At 44.9% G+C, this 20,490-nt stretch carries 20 protein-coding genes; 1 reads left to right on the forward strand and 19 read right to left on the reverse strand.

Going from position 1 to position 20,490, the window contains the following annotated elements:
- The first annotated feature begins 106 nt into the window (after positions 1-106).
- On the forward strand, positions 107-1,042 hold the full coding sequence (locus G4407_RS02120) for a LysR family transcriptional regulator (protein WP_173687594.1): 936 nt from the start codon (positions 107-109) through the stop codon (positions 1,040-1,042).
- 82 nt (positions 1,043-1,124) lie between these two features.
- Here the strand turns inward: G4407_RS02120 and G4407_RS02125 are convergent, their stop codons facing one another.
- The 19 genes from G4407_RS02125 to G4407_RS02215 form a co-directional block, all read right to left on the reverse strand.
- Complete coding sequence (locus tag G4407_RS02125; protein WP_173687595.1) at positions 1,125-2,381, reverse strand: ABC transporter permease; 1,257 nt, start codon at positions 2,379-2,381, stop codon at positions 1,125-1,127.
- Positions 2,382-2,396: 15 nt separating this feature from the next.
- Positions 2,397-4,097, reverse strand: coding sequence for an HlyD family secretion protein (locus G4407_RS02130; protein ID WP_173687596.1), 1,701 nt, complete (start codon positions 4,095-4,097; stop codon positions 2,397-2,399).
- A gap of 3 nt (positions 4,098-4,100) precedes the next feature.
- Positions 4,101-5,315, reverse strand: a complete 1,215-nt coding sequence (locus G4407_RS02135; RefSeq protein ID WP_173687597.1) for an efflux RND transporter periplasmic adaptor subunit — start codon at positions 5,313-5,315, stop codon at positions 4,101-4,103.
- A gap of 819 nt (positions 5,316-6,134) precedes the next feature.
- The gene (locus G4407_RS02140; RefSeq protein WP_243868743.1) at positions 6,135-6,695 is read right to left on the reverse strand and encodes an oligopeptide/dipeptide ABC transporter ATP-binding protein; all 561 of its coding nucleotides are present in this window, start codon (positions 6,693-6,695) and stop codon (positions 6,135-6,137) included.
- 149 nt (positions 6,696-6,844) lie between these two features.
- Positions 6,845-7,777 (reverse strand): translation elongation factor Ts, encoded by a 933-nt coding sequence (gene tsf, locus G4407_RS02145; RefSeq protein WP_044999250.1) that lies wholly within the window; start codon positions 7,775-7,777, stop codon positions 6,845-6,847.
- A gap of 45 nt (positions 7,778-7,822) precedes the next feature.
- Positions 7,823-8,566, reverse strand: a complete 744-nt coding sequence (rpsB, locus tag G4407_RS02150) for a 30S ribosomal protein S2 (RefSeq protein WP_044999249.1) — start codon at positions 8,564-8,566, stop codon at positions 7,823-7,825.
- A 187-nt stretch (positions 8,567-8,753) separates the two neighbouring features.
- Positions 8,754-8,891, reverse strand: a complete 138-nt coding sequence (locus G4407_RS02155) for a hypothetical protein (RefSeq protein WP_173687598.1) — start codon at positions 8,889-8,891, stop codon at positions 8,754-8,756.
- A 55-nt stretch (positions 8,892-8,946) separates the two neighbouring features.
- Positions 8,947-9,354: a GerW family sporulation protein gene (locus tag G4407_RS02160; RefSeq protein ID WP_173687599.1), complete on the reverse strand. Its 408-nt coding sequence runs from the start codon at positions 9,352-9,354 to the stop codon at positions 8,947-8,949.
- Between the two features lie 36 nt (positions 9,355-9,390).
- Positions 9,391-10,506, reverse strand: coding sequence for a DUF2953 domain-containing protein (locus G4407_RS02165; RefSeq protein ID WP_173687600.1), 1,116 nt, complete (start codon positions 10,504-10,506; stop codon positions 9,391-9,393).
- Positions 10,503-10,829, reverse strand: coding sequence for a hypothetical protein (locus G4407_RS02170; RefSeq protein ID WP_173687601.1), 327 nt, complete (start codon positions 10,827-10,829; stop codon positions 10,503-10,505). Before G4407_RS02170 ends, G4407_RS02165 begins: the two co-directional genes overlap by 4 nt.
- 20 nt (positions 10,830-10,849) lie before the next feature.
- Positions 10,850-12,187, reverse strand: a complete 1,338-nt coding sequence (locus G4407_RS02175) for a peptidoglycan D,D-transpeptidase FtsI family protein (protein ID WP_173687616.1) — start codon at positions 12,185-12,187, stop codon at positions 10,850-10,852.
- Positions 12,188-12,263: 76 nt separating this feature from the next.
- Positions 12,264-13,796, reverse strand: coding sequence for an FtsW/RodA/SpoVE family cell cycle protein (locus G4407_RS02180; protein ID WP_173687602.1), 1,533 nt, complete (start codon positions 13,794-13,796; stop codon positions 12,264-12,266).
- 8 nt (positions 13,797-13,804) lie between these two features.
- Positions 13,805-16,219 (reverse strand): U32 family peptidase, encoded by a 2,415-nt coding sequence (locus G4407_RS02185; RefSeq protein WP_173687603.1) that lies wholly within the window; start codon positions 16,217-16,219, stop codon positions 13,805-13,807.
- A gap of 98 nt (positions 16,220-16,317) precedes the next feature.
- The gene (gene zapA, locus G4407_RS02190) at positions 16,318-16,731 is read right to left on the reverse strand and encodes a cell division protein ZapA (RefSeq protein ID WP_173687604.1); all 414 of its coding nucleotides are present in this window, start codon (positions 16,729-16,731) and stop codon (positions 16,318-16,320) included.
- 94 nt (positions 16,732-16,825) lie between these two features.
- Positions 16,826-17,500: a Crp/Fnr family transcriptional regulator gene (locus G4407_RS02195; RefSeq protein ID WP_173687605.1), complete on the reverse strand. Its 675-nt coding sequence runs from the start codon at positions 17,498-17,500 to the stop codon at positions 16,826-16,828.
- Between the two features lie 56 nt (positions 17,501-17,556).
- Positions 17,557-18,606 carry a sulfate/molybdate ABC transporter ATP-binding protein gene (locus G4407_RS02200; protein ID WP_173687606.1) on the reverse strand — a complete coding sequence of 350 codons (1,050 nt, stop codon included), beginning with the start codon at positions 18,604-18,606 and terminating at the stop codon, positions 17,557-17,559.
- Positions 18,600-19,304: a molybdate ABC transporter permease subunit gene (modB, locus tag G4407_RS02205; protein WP_173687607.1), complete on the reverse strand. Its 705-nt coding sequence runs from the start codon at positions 19,302-19,304 to the stop codon at positions 18,600-18,602. Before modB ends, G4407_RS02200 begins: the two co-directional genes overlap by 7 nt.
- A 12-nt stretch (positions 19,305-19,316) precedes the next feature.
- A complete protein-coding gene (gene modA / locus G4407_RS02210; protein ID WP_330585925.1) occupies positions 19,317-20,213 on the reverse strand; it encodes a molybdate ABC transporter substrate-binding protein in 897 nt (298 codons plus the stop codon).
- 4 nt (positions 20,214-20,217) lie between these two features.
- On the reverse strand, positions 20,218-20,490 hold a 273-nt coding region (locus tag G4407_RS02215; protein WP_207718617.1), incomplete at its 5' end, for a hypothetical protein.

The raw sequence follows: 20,490 nt of genomic DNA on the forward strand, positions 1-20,490 counted from the left end.
CGTATTGCCTTTGTTGTTCTCATTATAGCTCTGTGTTATAATATAATCTAATACATATATTTTTATAGTAACTATAATTTTAAAACTATATCAAAGGAGAATACCTATGTTTCAGGGAATGGAATATGTCTATGAAGTTTATCTGGAAAAAAGCTTTTCCAAGGCGGCTGAGAAGTTATTTATCTCACAGCCTTCACTCAGTGCCAACGTAAAGCGTGTCGAGCACCACATCGGATATCCGATCTTTGACCGGAGTACCAAACCACTGTCCCTTACCGAATGTGGGGTACAGTATATCAAAGCGATAGAAAAAATAAAAAGTATCCAGAATGAATTTGAAGGATTTGTAAACGACTGGGGCGATCTGAGAAAAGGAACACTCATCCTCGGAGGAAGCAACCTGTTTTCCTCCTGGATCCTGCCTCCGCTGATTGCGGATTTTGCCCGCAGATATCCTCTGATCCAGATCAGCCTGATTGAAGAAACCACTGCCAATCTTGCCCGTATGCTGCGACACGGGCAACTGGATCTGATGCTGGACAGCAGCGTTCTGGATGCCGCCATCTACAGCTGCCGTAAATTTCAGGAAGAGCACCTGATCCTTGCTGTTCCGGGAGCATTCCCGATCAATAATAGGCTGCGCTCCTATCAGCTTCCTGTAGAAGATATCCTGAGCAAAAAATTTCTGGAAGAATCCTGTCCTCCCGTTCCTCTGACACGCTTTAAAAGTGAGCCATTTATTATGCTGAAACCGGAAAACGACACAGGGAAACGTGCCCGTATGATCTGTCAGAACAATCTCTTTGAACCAAATATCATCCTGAAAATGGATCAGCAGATGACTTCTTACAACATCACCTGCTCCGGCATGGGGATCTCTTTTATCGGAGATATCATGCTCTCAAAAGTACCTCTTACCTCTGATGTGGTGTACTATAAGCTTCCTGCAGGCGAAAGCAGCCGTGACATCCGGTTCTACTGGAAAAATGGTCGCTACCAGACAAGAGCAATGGAAGAATTTTTAAAAATGGCGTGCCAGTAAGGCACGCCACTTGACTGTAGAACAGATACTTTGTATTCATCTGCAATCTTGGATCCGACAAATATTTCTACTCTACATAAACCTACTCACTTCTGAGTGCATCGATCGGATTCATGTTCGCCGCCTTCACCGACGGAAGAAGTCCGAAAATAATTCCGATCAGTGTGGAAAATACTACTCCGACCAGAATAGACACTCCGCTGATTGCCACCGGAACTGCCGAGACTGCGGAAATAATATAGGCAAGCGCAATCCCTCCTGCCACACCGATCAGACCTCCGAGAAGGGTAAGCACTGCCGCTTCCGTCAGAAACTGCGTCAGGATCCTTCTTTTTCTCGCGCCAAGCGCCTTCTTCAGTCCGATCTCCCTAGTTCTTTCTGTTACGGATACCAGCATAATATTCATGACACCGATTCCGCCAACCAACAGGGAAATACTTGCGATCCATATCAGCTGCTGATTCGTAGAATTACTGATCTCCTGGATCTGGTTTGCCTGTTCCAGAAGATCCTCCCCTTTATATTTGATCGTATCATCGGACACCGTCAGATAACTGTTCAGGATATCTGCCGCCTTTTCTCCTGCCGCTGTCATCTCATCTGTGCTTGTCGCGCGGACAACCAGATTCTGCGGTTCATCATACTGATAAATAATCGGCCACAGTGTATCCGGAATACAGATCGTTCCGCTTCCATCCGTGGATACATAACGGTAATAGTCTTCCATCGAATTAATCATCGGCTGCGAATTTTCTTTTCTCGCCATCATACCGATCACAGTAAATGGCTCCCCTTTAACCTCAATAATCTTTCCGATCACATTTCCATCCGGGAATAGAGCTGTGGCTGTCGTTTTATCAAGCAGCACAACTTTCCGGTTTGCAGTAAAATCTTTTTCGGAAAAGCCACGCCCTTTTGTGATCTGAAATCCATAGGCATTCAGATAATTGGAATCTATCCCAAGAATATTACAGCTTGCCAGCTTCTGACTGCCTGCATATACAGCATCATATTCATTCCGTTTGTGATAAAGGGCTGCACTTTCCACCTCATCCAGTGCCTGGATCTCACCAAGTGCCTGATCTGAAATCTCCGGTATTCCATCTGGAACCTCCTGATAAGACAGATCCAGTGTCCAGTCTCCCTGATAAAGCTGGATATTGACCGCATTATTTCCCGCGCCAACCAGATTTTTCTTGATCTGCTCATTGGTTCCTTTGATTGTCGAAACAATTGCAATGATTGATCCGATTCCGATAATAATACCAAGCATCGTCAGCGCAGACCGCAGCTTATGGCTCCAGATTCCCTGAAATGCCAGCCTGATATCTTCAAGCATCTCCTCACCCCCTCATTAATTATAATCATACAGTGACTCCACTGTCTTTGTCTTCGCACCCTCTTTTACATTTCTTCCATACGGAAATGCAATCTCATCCTCCATGGTAAGTCCGGAAACAATTTCAATGGAACCGTACATATTTTTCCCAACCTCTACATACTGCTTCTCCAGCCTTCCATTTTTTCCTTTCTTGTATACATAGGAGCGGTTTCCGTCTTCTCTTATGAACATCTGTTCCAGGTAAATCAAATCTCCACTGTCACCCGAAAGTCCGTCTACGGAAATACTGACACCCTCACCAGATGAAAGGTCTGCATCTTTCTCAACCACTGCAGTAAACGGATAGTAGGACATATTAGGATTCTCGCTGCTCTTCATACTTTCAACCGGTGAATTACCGACACTGGTGATCGTTGCCTCATAAAAGTTCCCCGTATTCCAGGAAGTCACCATCACAGTCATACCCTCTTTTAATTTATCATAACTGCTTTCGGCAATCCCTCCGATTACATAATAACCGGTTTTTCCGGTCACAGATATAACCGGTTTATTCTCCAGCTTTGCCTCTTCTTCGTCAAGTACAGCTTTTACCGTTCCCTCCACTGTACTCTTTACAACACCATTATTTACTTTTTTATCCAGCTTTTTCAATTCCAGTTGTGCTGTTCGCTTCTCCAGATCCAGATCTTTGATCTTCTGTTCTTTTTCCTGGATCTGCTTTGCCTGCTCTTCCCTGGTCATTCCATCTGAATCTCCCGGATCCGGCTCTTCATCTCCACCAGGGTTATCCGGTTCGTCCGGAATTTTCGGCTCTTCCGGTGTCACCGGCTGTTCCGGATTTTCGGGCTTTATCACCTGTCCGGTCTTTCCGTCCAGCGTCCAGGAATATAAAAGAAGCGTCGGTTCCTTCTCCTGATCCACTACATCAAATACGCAGACAGCCCTCTCTTCCAGCATTTTCAGCATGAACTCCGCATTCACCGTTGCCCCCGGCGCACAAAGATAGCGATACGGCTTTTCTTTTGTTCCATCCCCATCCTCATTATAAGGAGCTGCGTCCTTTGTAATCTCTTTATAAATAATCTTGTCCTTCAGTTCTTCAGGAAACGGTTTCCCGATTGATGGTTTTTCCGGTCCTTCCGGATTCTCTGGTGTCTCCGGCTGCTCCGGATTTTCGGAAGTATCCGGATTTTCCCCTTCATTTTTCTTTGCATCCGCAGTCCACATTATTCCAGGTCTGGTTCCTTTTGCAGTCATTTTTCGTAGCTCATCCTGGCTTCTTTCAACAGACGCAACAATCTTTGCATTTTTCAGCTGCTCTAATTCTGCCTTTTGATTCTGAATATTCAGTTCAATCCCCTGAATCTCCATCTGCTTCATTTCCCGCTCAAGTCCTGCAAGCGTGGTATCATAAGCAACCAGACGATCACCGATCTTCACTGTATCCCCTGCCCTGACATAAATCTCTTTAATCGTAAGGGTATCATCATGGTAAATGTCCTGGCTCGCACCTGCCTGCACCTTCGCATAATCATAAATATCCGATTCTGAATACCATCCACCATTACTCATACTGGCTACCGGTGCAACCTTGACCGCTTTTTCGCTTTTTTTCATTGCAAATAAAGTGCCGCCTCCAATGACACATACACAGACAGCCACAGCAATCCCGATCTGAAGAATTTTTTTCTTATTTCTTTTTTGAAAAGCCATCCTTTATTCCCCCTCTTCCGTGCCTCCTGCCTGTACATTTTCGTTCTTCTGAACGGCTGCTCCTTCTTTACATTCTCCATCCGGCCAGACAATGTAATCCGTCTCTTTCAGTCCTTCCGTGATCTCCCATGTATCCTGCTCCTCATCATAAGCACCAAGCTTTACATTTCTCTTTTCCAGTCTGTCCTTTTCATTTGCTACCCAGACATAAGGCTCTTTCCCATCTGCATCTACAATATAAGCAGTCATCAGATGTAATCCCTCTGTATTTACGCCGGTTCCAGGTTCGATATATACATGCTGTCCCAGCATCAGACCATCACTGGTTTCAAGCGTTACATAAAATGGATACTTAGTTGCCCGGGCAGAAGAATCTGAACCGGAATACATCTCGCTTTGTGAACTGCTCTCCGGTTTTTCCGTGTCAATCACATCCACAGATCCTTTCCAGATCTCCTCCTGGTTATTCCTTGCCCGCACCGTCACATCCATTCCCGGCTGAAGCTCACCGATATTCTGTTCACTGATTTTTCCCTTAATTCGGTATTTTCCAGTAGAAAGAATGCTCATAAATGCCTGCTTTTCTCCACTGTAATCATCATAACCAGGATCTGGATTGATCTCCTGGATGATTCCTGCAATCGTGGATGTCACCGTGGATGATTCCAGACTCTTCTTCGTCCGGTTCACTTCCAGTTCTTTTACTTTATAATTATATTCTTCCTGTTTTACATTCGTCTGCAGCTCCTGGATCTGCGTTGTATAAGAAAGCTGCTCACCTGCCGGTGCATTCTTTTTCTCTGTCGTTAAAGCCGCAATCTGTGAATTCAGATTGGAAATACTGTTCCCTATCTTCTCCAGCTCCAGATTCCCCTGCTCCAGTGTCATTGCAAGCTCCTCTGTATCATATTCAAAGAGTTTCGTCCCAGGCTCCACTTCCTGCCCTTTTTCCACGAAAATCTCTTTCACTTTCTGTCCTTCTGAAAGTGAGATTTTCAAAGTATCCTGCGCCTCCACAACACCTGCAAAGCGGTTCACGGTTCCGCTTCCGTTGCCGGTGATCACGCTGACCTTATCCGCGTAGAGGATGTTCTTCGCGGAATCCTTTCCCCCTCCCGAAACCATGTGCAGGATTGCGGCAATCAGAGCGACTGCTAAAATAAAGCATACAATAAAAATCACCTTTTTCTTCCCCGTCAGATTTTCTTTGAAATTCATTCTCATTCCCTCCTCATCATTCTACTTTTAAGGTGTAAAAGTTTGTTGAAGTTAGTCCGACAAAGTGTATATAGAAAGTGCTGCGGCTTCCCTTCGGCAAACCATTCCGAGGAACCTCTGAAAGCGGGAATCGTGTTCAGCAAAGGCTTCCACGATTCCTGAGTTTCCTCTCCATTGCCTCAATAAGGAAGCCGCAGCACTTTCTATATACACTTTGTCCCTCCAAGTTATCGCACTATACCATCGCCCCATAACTTCTTTCTGATATTCAATCATATATTCAGTATACTGGAAAACAATGTTGAATACTATTTATTTTTTCTTAATTTTCATTCATTTTTTGTATCATTTTGTTTTTGACTGAATTTTCATTCTTTATATATACATCCCTTATCCAAACACATTAGACCAGTAACTAGATACATCTTCCATTCCTCTAAACTTCACCCATCCCCTCCAACTCGCCACAGCATCCCCTTCCCCCAAAAAAGTACACCGCTCACTTCCCCTCAAGGAATCCCTGTCTTTTTTGAACACACAGAAGGGCAACGCCAGCAAAGTAGAATGGTCGACCGGGCGAAAAGAATTGTCGTAGATTCACTTATTACGCAATGGAGATGAAACCCAGGAATCGTGGAAGCCTCTGCTGAACACGATTCCCGCCCTAAGGGGTTCATCAGAATGGTTTGCGTAATGGAATCTATGAAAATTCTTTTCGTCCGGTCGACCTCACAACCTTCTCCTACTTGCCCTTCGTCCCCTTGCATAAAAAACACCGCAGGATTCCCCATCTCCCGCGGTGTACTCTTTTACATACCTCTATTCTTCTACCATATGACAAGCTACTTTATGTCCCGGTTTCACCTCTCTGAAGACCGGTGCTTCCTGTCTGCATTTTTCTGTCGCATGCGGACAACGTGTAGAGAACGCACAACCCTTAAAATCTTCGGTTCTGACCGGCTGTTCTCCGGAAAGCTCTGAAAATCCATCCCTCTCAATATACGGATCCGGCACAGAAGCAAAAAGTCCTTTAGTGTACGGATGGAGTGGATTTGCAAACAATTCTTCGGTATCGGTTTCTTCTACCAGTGTCCCCAGATACATAACCCCAATACGGTCTGAGATAAAACGGATAACACCGATATCGTGTGAAATAAATAAAAGGCTGAGTCCCAGTTCCTTCTGAAGCTGCATCAGCATATTCAGGATCTGTGCCTGAATGGATACGTCAAGTGCAGATACCGGTTCGTCACAGACGATCAGTTTTGGCCCGATAACAAGGGCACTTGCAATACCGAGACGCTGTACCTGCCCACCGGAAAGCTCGTGCGGGAAACGGAAATAATGGTCTTCGGAAAGCCCTACTTTCCCCAATTCCATGCATAAATAGCGGTAATTTACGATAAGTCAAAATTTATTCCCCAACACGCAAAAAAACCTTGAATTATCCCATTTTCATAGGAAATTCAAGGTTTTTCGTTGATTTACATGATAATAATACGGTTCAAATTCTTATGCGAACTGTAAGATTATGCGTTCATCTGAGCTGCAACTTCAGCTGCAAAATCTTCATTTTTCTTTTCAAGACCTTCACCTGTCTCGAAACGAACGAATTTCTTCAGAGTGATAGTTGTTCCGTTAGCTTTTCCAACTTCGTCAAGGTATTTAGCTACAGACTGTTTTCCGTCTTCAGCTTTTACATATACCTGATCTAACAGACAGATTTCTTTCATCTCTTTGTTGATACGTCCGGAAATCATTCCCTGGATAACCTTTTCCGGTTTCTGAGATTCTTTCGGATCGTTCATGATCTGAGCAAGAAGAATTTCTTTCTCATGTGCGATGTAATCAGCATCTACGTCTGCCTGGCTTACATATTTAGCATTTAAAGCTGCTACCTGCATAGCTACGTTTTTCAGCGCTTCTTTAACAGCGTCGTTAACAACTGCTGTATCAGCTTCTACAAGAACACCGATACGTCCGCCACCGTGGATGTAAGATACTACACAACCGTCTGTAACGATCTTTTCGAATCTTCTGATGCTGAGCTTTTCTCCGATTACAGAAATCTTTTCTGTAAGTGCATCGTTAACTGTCTTAGATGCATCTTCGTTCCAGGCTTCAGCCATGAATCCTTCCATATCTGTAGCTTTTGTAGTAAGTGCCTGATTAACAACTGCTTTTACGAATGCCTGGAAATCAGCGTTCTTAGCAACGAAGTCTGTCTCAGAGTTAACTTCTACGATAGCTGCTGTCTTATCTTCTTTAACGTCTGCCATAACGATACCTTCAGCTGCGATACGTCCGGCTTTCTTAACAGCCTTAGCTTCGCCGTTCTTTCTGAGGTATTCGATTGCTGCATCCATATCTCCGTTAGATTCGTTCAGAGCTTTTTTGCAGTCCATCATACCAGCGCCTGTCATTTCTCTTAATTCTTTTACCATGCTTGCTGTGATTGCCATGATTTTTTCCTCCATCTTTTAATATGATCTTTCGGATTGTTCGAATTATTCTTCTGTTGTTTCTTCAGCTGTTTCTACGTCTTCGCCTTCGTAAACTTCTTCAGCTTCGCCCTGGTTTGCTTCGATTACAGCATCAGCCATCTTAGATACGATAAGTTTTACTGCTCTGATCGCGTCATCGTTTCCTGGAATTACATAGTCAAGTTCTTCCGGATCACAGTTTGTATCAGCAATACCGATCAGCGGGATTCCAAGTGTGTGAGCTTCCTGAACACAGATTCTTTCCTTCTTAGGATCTACTACGAAGATAGCGTCCGGGATTCTCTTCATTTCTTTGATTCCGCCAAGGTTCTTTTCAAGCTTTTCCCATTCTTTCTTGATTTCAATAACTTCTTTCTTCGGCAGTACATCGAATGTTCCGTCTTCTGACATAGCTTCGATTTCTTTCAGACGAGCGATTCTGCTCTGGATTGTCTTGAAGTTTGTAAGCATTCCTCCAAGCCATCTTTCGTTAACATAGTACATTCCACAACGTTCTGCTTCTGTCTTGATAGCGTCCTGAGCCTGTTTCTTTGTTCCTACGAAGAGGATCTTTCCACCTTCTGCTGCGATGTCAGATACTGCCTGGTAAGCTTCATCTACTTTACCTACAGATTTCTGAAGGTCGATGATGTAGATACCATTTCTCTCTGTGTAGATGTACTCTGCCATCTTAGGGTTCCATCTTCTTGTCTGATGTCCGAAATGAACACCTGCTTCTAAAAGTTGTTTCATTGAAATAACGCTCATGTTTCTTTCCTCCATTGGTTTTTTACTTCCGTGTGCTTATGTCCGCGAACCATGCTTTTCAGCTTTGGCACCACCGGGATAAACCACACACGTGATTTTTTTGCAACGTTAGCATTGTATCATAAAAGCCCTGCATACGCAAGGCTTTTTTCAGGGTTTTCCCTGCAATTCTCATATTTTTTCAGAATCAGCAGCAAAAAAGCTGATATCCTACAAGGAGGCACAGCAGAACGATCAGGATTCCGATAAATATGCTCGGAATAAACATCATGATCACCATACCTAGTGCCACAAAAAACAGCGCAAATCCACATACCCGTTTCATCTTCGTTCCTGCTTTTTCCTCTTCTTTACAATAAATATATGCCAGAAACTTACGCCTATTCCTGATTTTCCGGAGTATCTGCTTCATTTAACAGATCTGCCACATCCTCCTCCGTCATCTTATCCTCAGAAGGAGATTTAAAACGGTCGATCACATCCGGAACCATATCAAGTATCTTCGTCATGGTATCCTGATTCTTGATATTGACCAGTTTTGTTGTCCCGTTCTGGATCACAAGCACTGCACTTGGAATCATCTTGCCGCCAAGTCCGCCTGCTCCTCTGTCCTTCTTATCTGCATGAAATGCACCTGCACCAATTGCAAAGGATACATCCACCAGTGGAAGAATGATCGTATTCCCGATGTGGATCGGATCCCCCACAACGGTCTTGGATGAAACCACTCCGTTCATCCCTTTAAATAATGCATCTACTGTCTCTTTAAACTGATTGTCTGCTGCCATCTTTTCGATTCCTCCTGTTATTCTCTATCGAAACATTTACCACTTAAACGCCCTGATATCATGATAGGTGCTGCGGATATTCTTATCCAGAAGCAATTTCACTGCAAATATTGCCATATGAACTGCCCTGATCCTGCCTTTTATATAAACTGTACCATCAAGTACCCGTTTTTCAAAATCCGGTTCCAGATCCATATTTTCTCCAACAAACGCGTAAAGCATTCCGCAAAGCGCAAGTACCTGTCCGGTATGATAAGGATCTTCAAAACCGAAATGCAGTTTTACGCGAAGCTTTTTCGGCTTTAGAAAACGTTTCACCCATACCAGCTCTTTTTTGCCATGCGCAAAAGCTGCCTTATGGTTTTCTTTTTCCAGAAACTCCAGAATTTTATCTTTTTTCTCTGCGATATTCTTCATTTTATCACATAAATTCTTCCATGTACATTTGATCTTTTCCAGGATCTGCCGAAACTTCTGACTGAGCTTCCGAATCAGTTTTCCGAATGCTTTGACTGGTTTTTTCCGCTTTCGTGGAGTTTTGTGAGCCTTTTCGGATTCTCTCTCGTCATGAACATCCTTTTTTTCTCTGGATTCACTTTCCTTTTCCGGTGTAGCATTCTCTTCTTTTTTTTCTAAAAATGTTTTCACCTTCGTGTCAGGATTTCCTTGTGTTTCTGTTTTGGACTTCTCATCTTTCACGTCCGCATGCTCTGGCTTTGCATACGTTCCGCTTTCGGCTTTCTTTTCCGGCAGCGTCTGCGGCTTCTTTACATCTACCGCATCATTTCTTTCCGCCGTTCTCTCACTGGCATTCTCCGCACCGGCTTTTTTTCCGCCATCCGGCTTTTTCTCCCTCTTTCTCACCGATTTATCTTCCGCTTCCAGAACATCTCCCAACTTCTTCCAGACAATCCGCCCCTGCCATTTCACATCGCCGTTCCGATACTCCACTCTTCCTGCAATCAGATAAAGCAACCATGAAATCTTAAGATTCCCCTCCGCATCTTCCAGCTTTCCCGGAAACTCGGCACGCAGTTCATACCTCAGCGGTACAAAGAGAAGGACACCGATCACAAGTAGCAGAATTCCAAGAATCACCAGAAGAAGAATCCCGATAATCTTCAAAATCAATCCAACGATATGTAGAATCATTCTTCTTTCCTCTCCCGCTCTCTGATGTAGGACCGGATATCCAGATCCCCTGTTTTTTCATAAACTTCCTTCGCGATCTCTTCTACCAGATACAGCGCATCATCATATCCACCCGCTATGCCGACAACGAAAATGTCATCATCGATCACACTTCCCTGGCGGAACATCAACGTCGAATAAAATTCCAGCTGATTTTCCCCTTCTTCGATCAGCGTGATCACATAAGTATTCAACGGATACTTTTTTTTATTCAGTTTTGCAATCACTTTTTCTTTCTTTTTTGTCATGCTCTCGCTGACATAAAGATTTTTGTAAAACCTCATGTGCGCTGTCACCTTGACCTTTAATTATTATAGTAAGAATCAAACACCTGCTTTGCGACACTGACACCAGTAATGGTCGCCGTATCCGCATCCTCGACACAGACGCTGATCGCCAGCTCCGGATTATCCACATTGGAAAATCCGACAAACCAGGAATGTACTGTATTTCCATCTTCACTGACCTCGGCAGTTCCGGTTTTTCCTGCCACAGTATAAGACGCACCTGAAAGCGCAGCTCCTGTACCATAATCCACAACCGCCTTCATATATTCGGTAAGCTGTGCAGCCTCAGAAGATGTCATCAGCTCTTTGCAGCTTTCCGGCATGTATTTCTTCACAGTCGTTCCGGCATAGTTGGTGATCTTGTCTACCAGATACGGCTTCATCAGCTTTCCACCATTTGCGATCGCCGATACGATCATCGCCATATGGTACGGGCTGACCTGTGTCTCTCCCTGACCAATTGCAGTCATCATCGTATCTGCATCTCCTGCATCTGTTTTCAGGCGAAAACTGCTTTCATTATATTTCACATCACCCGGAAGCTTGCTGTTAAACAGCATCTGTTTGGCAGTCTTTCTCCATTCTGCCTTATCCAGCTGCAGCCCGATATTCGAAAACGAAGAGTTGCAGGAATTTGCAACCGAATCCGTCAGATTCTCTTCCCCATGGGCAGTACTGTTATAACAGTGGATCGTCGCCCCATTCTGTGAAAATTCTCCGTTACATTCAAACGAATAATTGTTATAATCTGGATTCTGCCGCATAAAAGCAAGTGTTGTCACCAGCTTGAATGTCGACCCCGGTGTATACTGTCCAAGTGTAGCCCTGTTAAGAAGCGAACTGTTCTCGTCATTGTTCAGTGCATCCCAATTTTCCGAAACATTATTCGGATCAAAAGACGGCTTCGATACCATTGCCAGGATCTTCCCTGTACTTGGCTCCATCACGACAACTGCACCTTTGTTATCTCCCAGTGCATTATATGCTGCATTCTGCAGGTTCGCATCCAGGGTTGTGACCACCGTATCTCCCGTATTCTTCTGGTCTTTAAATTCATTCGCCAGCTTTTCCAGGAAAAAGGCATTTGAAGTCAGAAGATTGAAATTCTGTGAGGATTCCAGTCCGGATTTTCCTTTTGCGGCATATCCGACAACATGTGCAAACACTTCTCCGTCCGGATACTCCCGGGTCTCCGAGCCATCATCATTCGTCACAGTCTGTGCAAGCACTTCTCCATTTTTATCCGTAATACTGCCGCGCAGCACACGATCCGCAAGAAGATCCTGACGGATATTGTAAGTGCTGTTGACAACCTCTTTGCTTTTTACCACATTGAAATAAACCAGATATCCCATCAGCACAAGAAACAGTGTCACGAAAATATAAGTAACCCTCGTCAGTTCTTTGTTGGTCATCCGTTTTTCTTTTTTCTTACTGGCTCCGCTTCTTTCTGCCTGTGCTTCCTTCTGACGCCCCTGTCCGTCTCTTTGACTGCTGCGTGCGGCCTTTCTCTTCGGTTCGCCGTCCGGTCGTCTGGTGCGGCTTTTTCCTTGTTCCTTCTTCTTTTGGTCGCGATGTCCGCTCTCGTCGGGCAGACTCTCCAGCTGCTGATCCAGATCTGGAAGTTCGCCGTTTCTGTAATTTCTTTCTTTCAATGTCCTCTTCCTCGTCTTCTCTTAATACATACAGTCCCTGAATAATCGCAAACATAATGATCGTACTGAGGACGGACGTTCCGCCGTAGCTTACCAGCGGAAGTGTCACTCCGGTAGACGGAATGAATTTGGTCACGCCTCCGACCGTCAGAAATGTCTGGAAAATATAACAGGTTCCAAGTCCCAGTGCCACCAGTTTATAGAAGCTGTCCCGAAGCTGCATCGCAATATTCAGGAACATCATATAAACGCTGACACATACCAGAATCAGACAGAGTGCAAAGATCAGTCCCATCTCTTCCGCGATTGCCGAAAAGATAAAATCCGACTCTGCAACCGGTATCTGATCTGCCGCCCCCTGAAAAAGTCCCATTCCAAACCAGCTTCCCGTGCCGATCGCCATCAGAGACTGCGCCACCTGATAGCCACCCTCGTTGTAAATGGCAAATGGATCCTTCCATACCAGTACACGCACACGGACGTGGTTAAATAGCTTGTACGCCACAACCGATGCCCCGCTTCCTGCAAGCAGTCCCGCAAGCACGTAAAGGGGCTGTCTGCTCGCCACGTAAAGCATCACCAGATATACGGCAAAGATGATCAGCGCCGCACCCAGATCCTTGGATACGACCAGGATCAGTACATGCATGGCTGCAACTGCCGTTGTGATCACAATATTTTTAAAGGAAGTATCTTCCTTAAGACTCGCTGCAACAAAAAATACAAAAATGATCTTTACCAGCTCGGATGGCTGAAGGGTAAATCCTCCAATCGCCACGTTCAGCATTGCGCCTCCGGTCACACGTCCTACCACGATAACAACCCCCAGCATGACAACACCGGCGATCGCATAAAATAATTTCCATTCTGACAGAACCTTCACTTTCCGGATAATCACCGGAATCACAAGGCTCAGTGCAACCGATATACTGACAATGATAAACTGCTTCACTGCAAGCGAATACGAAAGCCTTGTGATCATAATAAAACCGACCGCCATCAGCATACACATATTATTCACGACCAGCCGTGATACACGCGGGTAAATTTTTGTGTACAGCAAAATGACCGCCAGGAACAGAACCACCTGCATCCCGTAAAAGCCAACCATCTTTGTCTCATTTGTCTGCAGATACATCACCAGAAATGCGATCATATGAAGCAGAAACATCAGCACATTCTGCTTCCGGAAAATACTTCTCTGTGTATACTCATCTGCATAATTAAACACCGCAAAACATTCAAATGTATAGACCAGCATCAGGGCTATCATCAGATATTTTGACAGTTCTACAATTATATTGACCAAAATTCCACCTACTTTATTCCTCTTTTCCAGTGTCCCCTGGTATACGTTCCCTCCGGAAGCTCTTTTCCTTCAAAGTACGCACTTAAAATCTGTCTTACCTCCTGCTGTCTTTCGGTAGTAAACATCAGACGGATCCGTCCCGGACCAGTCCGGTATACCTCCTCCATCCGGTCACCCAGATACAGCGGCACATAATTGTAAAGGATATTATAACAGTAATCACATTCATTTTTTACCACAAACGGATTACGATATCTGTCAGTTATTGTCGTCTGTCCGGATTTTTGCTGACATCCCTTTATTGTCTTCTGGATGCAGCCTGCGGAAACCATCATCGGAAGATAACCGTACACGATGACTTCCCCGTCTTTCACCCGGAGATCCTGAAGTTCTCTTTCATTCAGTTCCACCGGAGCTGTGAATTCAGAAACACCTTTTTCCTTCCAGAATTTCCGGCTCTCCTGGTTAAATTCATAAAGATTATAATCCGTCATGATCTTTCCGGTATAGCCATGCGCTTTCAGAAAGGCATAGCTTTCATAATTTGCGATCAGGACGCCATCCCATCCGGCTCCGAAGATCCGGTCATACGCACCTTCGTACTGCTTCCTGGTTCTCTCCCGGAAAATATAAGGCATTACCAGATAAAGTTCTTTTCCTGCTGCATGTGCTTTTGCAATCCATTCCAAATAGCTGTCCTTCTCCCAGATCCGTGGGAACATGGTACAGTCCGCATAGATTCTTCCGATTGCTTCTTCTTCCACAAGCACTTTCATCTGCTCTGCCGTTCTTACCGATGCTGTCCATCCCAAAAGAGATGGCTCCTCTTTTGCGAATACATTCTGGTCTTCTTCCGGATCTTCCACTTCTCTGCCTCTTCGGTATTTCTCACAGATCGCATTCTCCAACACTTCCAGAGCCTCCCTGCGAAGCTCATTCAGGCTCTGCATCGGAAGAAATACTTTCTCTCCGATCTCCACTTTTAAAAAAGAGAATTCAAACTCTGTATTGCCTGTCTTGCGGAGCTGCTTCTCGATCCGTTCTCTGCTCATCGGCTGACTTAAGGCTTCCTGTGCTTTCTCGCCCGTAACCGTAATTTCTGTGTCACGGCACCGTACAGTAAGCTCTGCCGTCTCCTGCGGATACAGCCGGAAAGTTCCCCGGATCCGCTCTTTTACTTTTGCATCCACAAATTCTTCATGCAGTCTTCCGATCAGCGCACTGTTCCTTGTACGCATCCAGATCTCATCCTTCTTGAATGGCGTGTCTGCAAATACCGGGATCTGCACATTCATTCCTTTTCTGACTGCATCCTTACAGGTATAATTATCTGCCTTTTCCCTGCCTCTGCGCATCGGGAGCTCAATGATATCCTGTGGATACAGATCCGTCAGTGCTTTTGCCGTCACAGTTCTGCCTTTTTTAGCAAGTACCTTTACTGCCGGCACTCCTGCATGGTTCGGACGGTTTAAGGAAACCATCTCCCGTCCATTCTGTGTATGATAATAACCCGTATGGAAACCGCCACGGTTGTAGAGATCCAGAAGCATCTGCCTGTCTTCCTCACGGACACGGTACCTCTTTTTCGCATACTCAGCCGGATCTTCTCCCTCCGGGCATTCTTCATAATATTTCAGATAAAGATCTGCATACTTCCGGTACTGGAACGCAACTGCCGCCGCATACTCCGGCTTCTTCATCCGTCCTTCAATCTTGAAGGAATAAATCCCGCTCTCGATCATCTCCGGGATCAGTTCCAGAGTACAGATATCCTTAAGACTCAGCAGATACTGCGGTTTCTTGGCGTCCGGTGTCTGATAGAGCAGTCTGCACGGCTGCGCACACTGTCCCCGGTTACCGCTTCTGCCACCGATAAAGCTGCTGAACAGGCACTGTCCCGAATAACAGTAGCAGAGTGCCCCATGGACAAAGCTTTCGATCTCAAGCTCCGTCTCACCGGCAATCTTCTTCACCTCTGCCATACTCAGTTCTCTGGAAGTAACAATGCGCTGTGCGCCTTCTTTTTCAAGAAACTTTGCTCCATCAACTCCCGCAAGTGTCATCTGGGTACTTGCGTGGATCGGAAGATCCGGGAAATGCTTCCGGATAAACCGGAAAAGTCCGATATCCTGTACAATCACCGCATCCAGTCCCTGTCTGTAATAAGGAAGCAGATAATCATACATTTGTCTTTCCATCTCCCGGTCCTTGATCAGTGTATTTACCGTCAGATACAGTCTTCTCCCGTGCAGATGCACATAATCAATTGCTTCTAAAAGTTCTTCCTCCGTCAGGTTATGGGCATAGGCACGTGCCCCGAAATGAGCGCCGCCAGTGTATACCGCGTCCGCTCCTGCCGCGACCGCTGCTTTCAGACACTCCATACTTCCCGCCGGTGCAAGAATCTCAACTCTGTCTTTCATATAACTCCTTTATTCCAAACCGGCATGCATATCCGAGGGCTGCCACCTGCAGCTTCATCAAATACTCCGGTATCAAAAATAGACTGCCTCAGGACAGTCTATTTTTTGTGGTGATTTTTCATTTCTGTTTCAAGCTGTACGATCTTCATCTGCAGTTCCTGGTTCTCTGCTTTTAACTTATCCAGTGCTTTCTCTGCATTCTCATACTTGATCTGTACTGAGATCAGTTCATGCTTTAAATCGTACATCTCTTTGTCTTTTGCCTCGATATCGCTTTCTAATGCGCCGCCCTGTTTCTTGGCTTTAAAATAATCATCTGCTATATTTAAAGCAAGAAGCACACTTCTGGCTTCCGCACTCTGCTTGCGGTATCCATCGCTGCTTGTACATTCCTCGATTTTATGGTTCAGATAAGTGGATACCTTCTGCAGATAATCTTCACTCTCAAATCCGCTCAGGGTGAATACTTTGCCGCCTATCAAAACTTCTGTATAATTTTTTGACGATGCCATAAAGAACCTCCTTGCCGCCTAATCCTTTTTTCATTATAAACTATATTCTGATAAAAACCAACCACTTTTCGATATTTTCAGCAGAAATTCTGTTTTATTCTTTATCAGCCAGCTCAAAATGATTCTTTCTGACCTTCAAAATCCCTTCTTTTTCCATTTTTTTCAACTCATGTGACAGTACACTCCGGTTGATCCCCAGATAATTTGCCATCTGTTCTCTGTTAAATTCAATATCAAAGGCATTGCTTTTATGGCGGCTTTGCTGAATTTTCAGATACTGCTCGATTCTTTCACGGATTCCTCTGATCGACAGCAGTTCAATCTTCCTGTACTTGCGGATATCTTCATTTGCAAGGAAATAAACCGTTTTCTTGTAAAACTCAATCCTCTCACGCAGATCCAGAACACCCTCTTCTTCCATCGCCCGTACAGGAAACCAGAAAATGTGTGCCTGTTCCGATGCATAAACATCATAAGGACTCGTCTTTTTTTCACTGACCGCAATCTCCACTCCCACAACAAACGAGCTGACCAGCTTCTGGACCAGCTGTTCGGTTCCATCCCGGTAATACTGCACTTTACAGAGCACCCCGTCAAGCAGGATTCCGATATTGTTCAGTTTTTCTCTTTCTCTTATGATGATTTCGCCCTTGTCATAGGTTACGGTTCTGCCGCCTAACCGGTTAATGATCTCATCCGCCTTCTTCCGATCCATATCACAGAAGAAAATGCTCCGGTAAATCGCTTCCCTGTCTCGTTCTTTCTGCATTTATGCTGTCACCTTCTGCCCGTTTTCTCTATTTGTCCATTATAGCATCTGCCACGCTATCCTTCAAGGAACAGCACTTTTTCTTCCGGAAATGCGAGTGCATCCGGCATTCCTTTTTCTTCCAGAGTGGCAGAAACCTCTCTTTGGACAAACCAGCAGAAGTCCTCACATCCCGACTCGCATTGGATAAAATATTTTCGTTCAAATGGATAATCCACACTTTTCCATTCTTTGACTTTCAGCATAGCCCCGGATATCGTTCCATACACCGGAATCAGATCATGAGCTCGGATCCCGATTGCCTTCACATTTTCCGGCACAGTGCGTTCTTTAAAAGTCAGCTGCACATCCCAATCTTTCACATACACCGTCTGCGCATCCATCCGGCAAACATCTGCAATATTTTTACAGCCGGTAAGTCTTGCCGCTGTCTTATAGCGCGGTGCATTAAATACTTCTTTTACCGAGCCCAGGCAGATTCCATGTCCATCTTCAATTACCAGAACATCTTCACTGAAGCTGTAGATTTCATCCCTGCTGTGGGACACCATGATCACCGTACCTTCATAATCACTCAGCATTTCCATCAGCTCGGTCAGCATCCGCTCCCGAAGGTACGCATCCAGTGCCGAAAATGGTTCATCCAGAAGGATCACATCCGGTTCATATGCCATGATCCGTGCCAGTGCCGTTCTCTGCTGCTGTCCGCCGGAAAGCTTTGACGGATAAAGCTTTTCCAGTCCATCCAGCTGGAAATGATGAATCAGCTGTTCTACTATTTTCTGCTTGTCTTCTTTGTTCCCGGTAAATCCAATCCCGATATTCTGCTCCACAGTCATGTTCGGAAACAGCGCATAGTTCTGAAAAAGATAACCGACTTTCCTTTTTTGCGGCTTCAGAAAAATATTTTTTCCGGCATCAAAAAGAGTAACTCCATCGATCACGATCCGCCCTTTTTCCGGTCTTTCGATCCCGGCAATACTTTTCAAGGTCAGGCTTTTCCCACATCCGGAAGCACCCAGAATGCCGATCCGCTTTTTTTCACTTTTAAAGGCAACATCCAGCCTGAATTTTCCATACTGTTTTTTTATCTCAAGTTCTACCATTGCTTTGTATGTTTCATTCCCTTTCCAAATGCCAGATTCATAAGTACTACTATTCCGAATGCGATCAGGATTACAATTCCGACCCACACGCCTGCCGTCTGATAATCACCGTCCTGGATGACCATTGCAATCCTCTGGGAAATGGTTGCCGTCTTTCCGGGAATATTACCCGCAAGCATGGAGGTCGCACCGTATTCTCCAAGTGCTCTTGCAAATGCAAGAATTGTACCGGATGCAACTCCAGGACCTGCCGCCGGCATGATCACTCTCCAGAAAATCTTCCATTCCGGCATACCGAGCGTCTGCGCCGCATAGATCAGATTCACATCCATCTGTTCAAATGCTGCTCTTGCATTCCGGTACATCAGTGGAAATGCAATCACCGTTGCCGCGATCACGCATCCTGCCCAGGACTGTACGATCTTGATATCAAATGTCGTATAAAGATACGATCCAACGGTTCTTCTCGTACTGAAAATGAGCAGCAGGAAAAATCCTGCAACCGTCGGCGGGAGCACCAGCGGCAGTGTCAGAATTCCATCCAGCACTGCCCTGAGGCCCGTCTTCGCTTTCAGCACCTTTCTTGCTGCCCATATTCCCAGGAAGAATGACACGATCGTTGCTGCGATTCCTGTTTTGATTGAAATGAAAAGCGGACTCCAGTCAAGCCCTGCAAGGATCTGTCTTATTTCTTCCATATCGTTCCTCTTTTACTCTACGTTTGTATCGAAATAGTAGCTGTCAAAGATCTTCTTTGTGTCATCGGATGTTACATATGCAAGGAAATCATCGGCTGCTTTTTTCTTTGCATCATCTGCCTCTTTATTTTCTACACGGCAGATCGGGTAAATCACGTTACCTGTCAGATCATAGCTTACTGTCTGAAGGATCTTGATCTGATCCTCGTATCCGTATATATCTGAATAATAAGTTGTTCCAACTTCGCATGCACCCTCTGTAACTGCGATCAACACCTTGCTTACATTTGCCTGCTCACTGATCTCTGCTCCACCAAGAGCTTCAGAAACCTGTTCTGTTGTAATGGTAGACGCATCGTCTGCTTTGTCCAGAATTCCGAGATTCATCAACGCCTGACGGGTGTATTTTCCAACTGGTACACTTCCGCCTGCAAGTGCAATGCTCTTTGCCTCATTTAAGTTTTCAAGCCCGGTTACTGCTGTACCACTGTCCTTTAATGTGATAACAACTACCTGATTGTTCACTACATTATGGCGGGTTCCTTCTACTACCAGTCCATCGGCCTCAAGCTGATCCATCTGTTTCTGTGCTGCGGAAAAGAACAGATCACACTCATATCCTTCTTCGATCTGTGTCAGCAGAGTTCCTGAACTGTCTGCATTATAGACGATCTTCACATTCGGATGCTCTTTTTCATAACGCTCTGCAATATCTGTCATTGCTGTATTCAGGCTGGCTGCGATAAATACCTGAAGCTCTACATCCTCTTCTTTATCAGCCTTTGTTTCTGTCTTTTTGTCTTCTGTTTTTGTGTCGGTCTTTTTACCGCCACATGCAGCAAGTGATGCTGTCATCAGCAGAACCAGACCTGCTGCCACTGTTTTCTTAAATAAATTATTCTTTCTCATAATTTTAATATCCTCCTTTTCCAAATCCACAGTTTGGAAACGTACACACCGGACAGGACAGACAAAGTCCTCCCTGTCCAAGAATCTGGAAATCTACTACAATATATTTATGGTTAATATCCCTTACAGCCAGTAAGGATTTATCCATCTCGTTGCTTAAGCTGTATAATGATGGAGCAATTGGTATATCGGATTCTTTCTTGGACTTCGCGTCCGTAATTAAGACTGATAACCAGTTCCTCATTCGCAGCGTTCGTTTTATGCAGGTTGAATCGCT

This window comes from Allocoprococcus comes (assembly GCF_013300725.1).
Lineage (GTDB): Bacteria > Bacillota > Clostridia > Lachnospirales > Lachnospiraceae > Allocoprococcus > Allocoprococcus comes_A.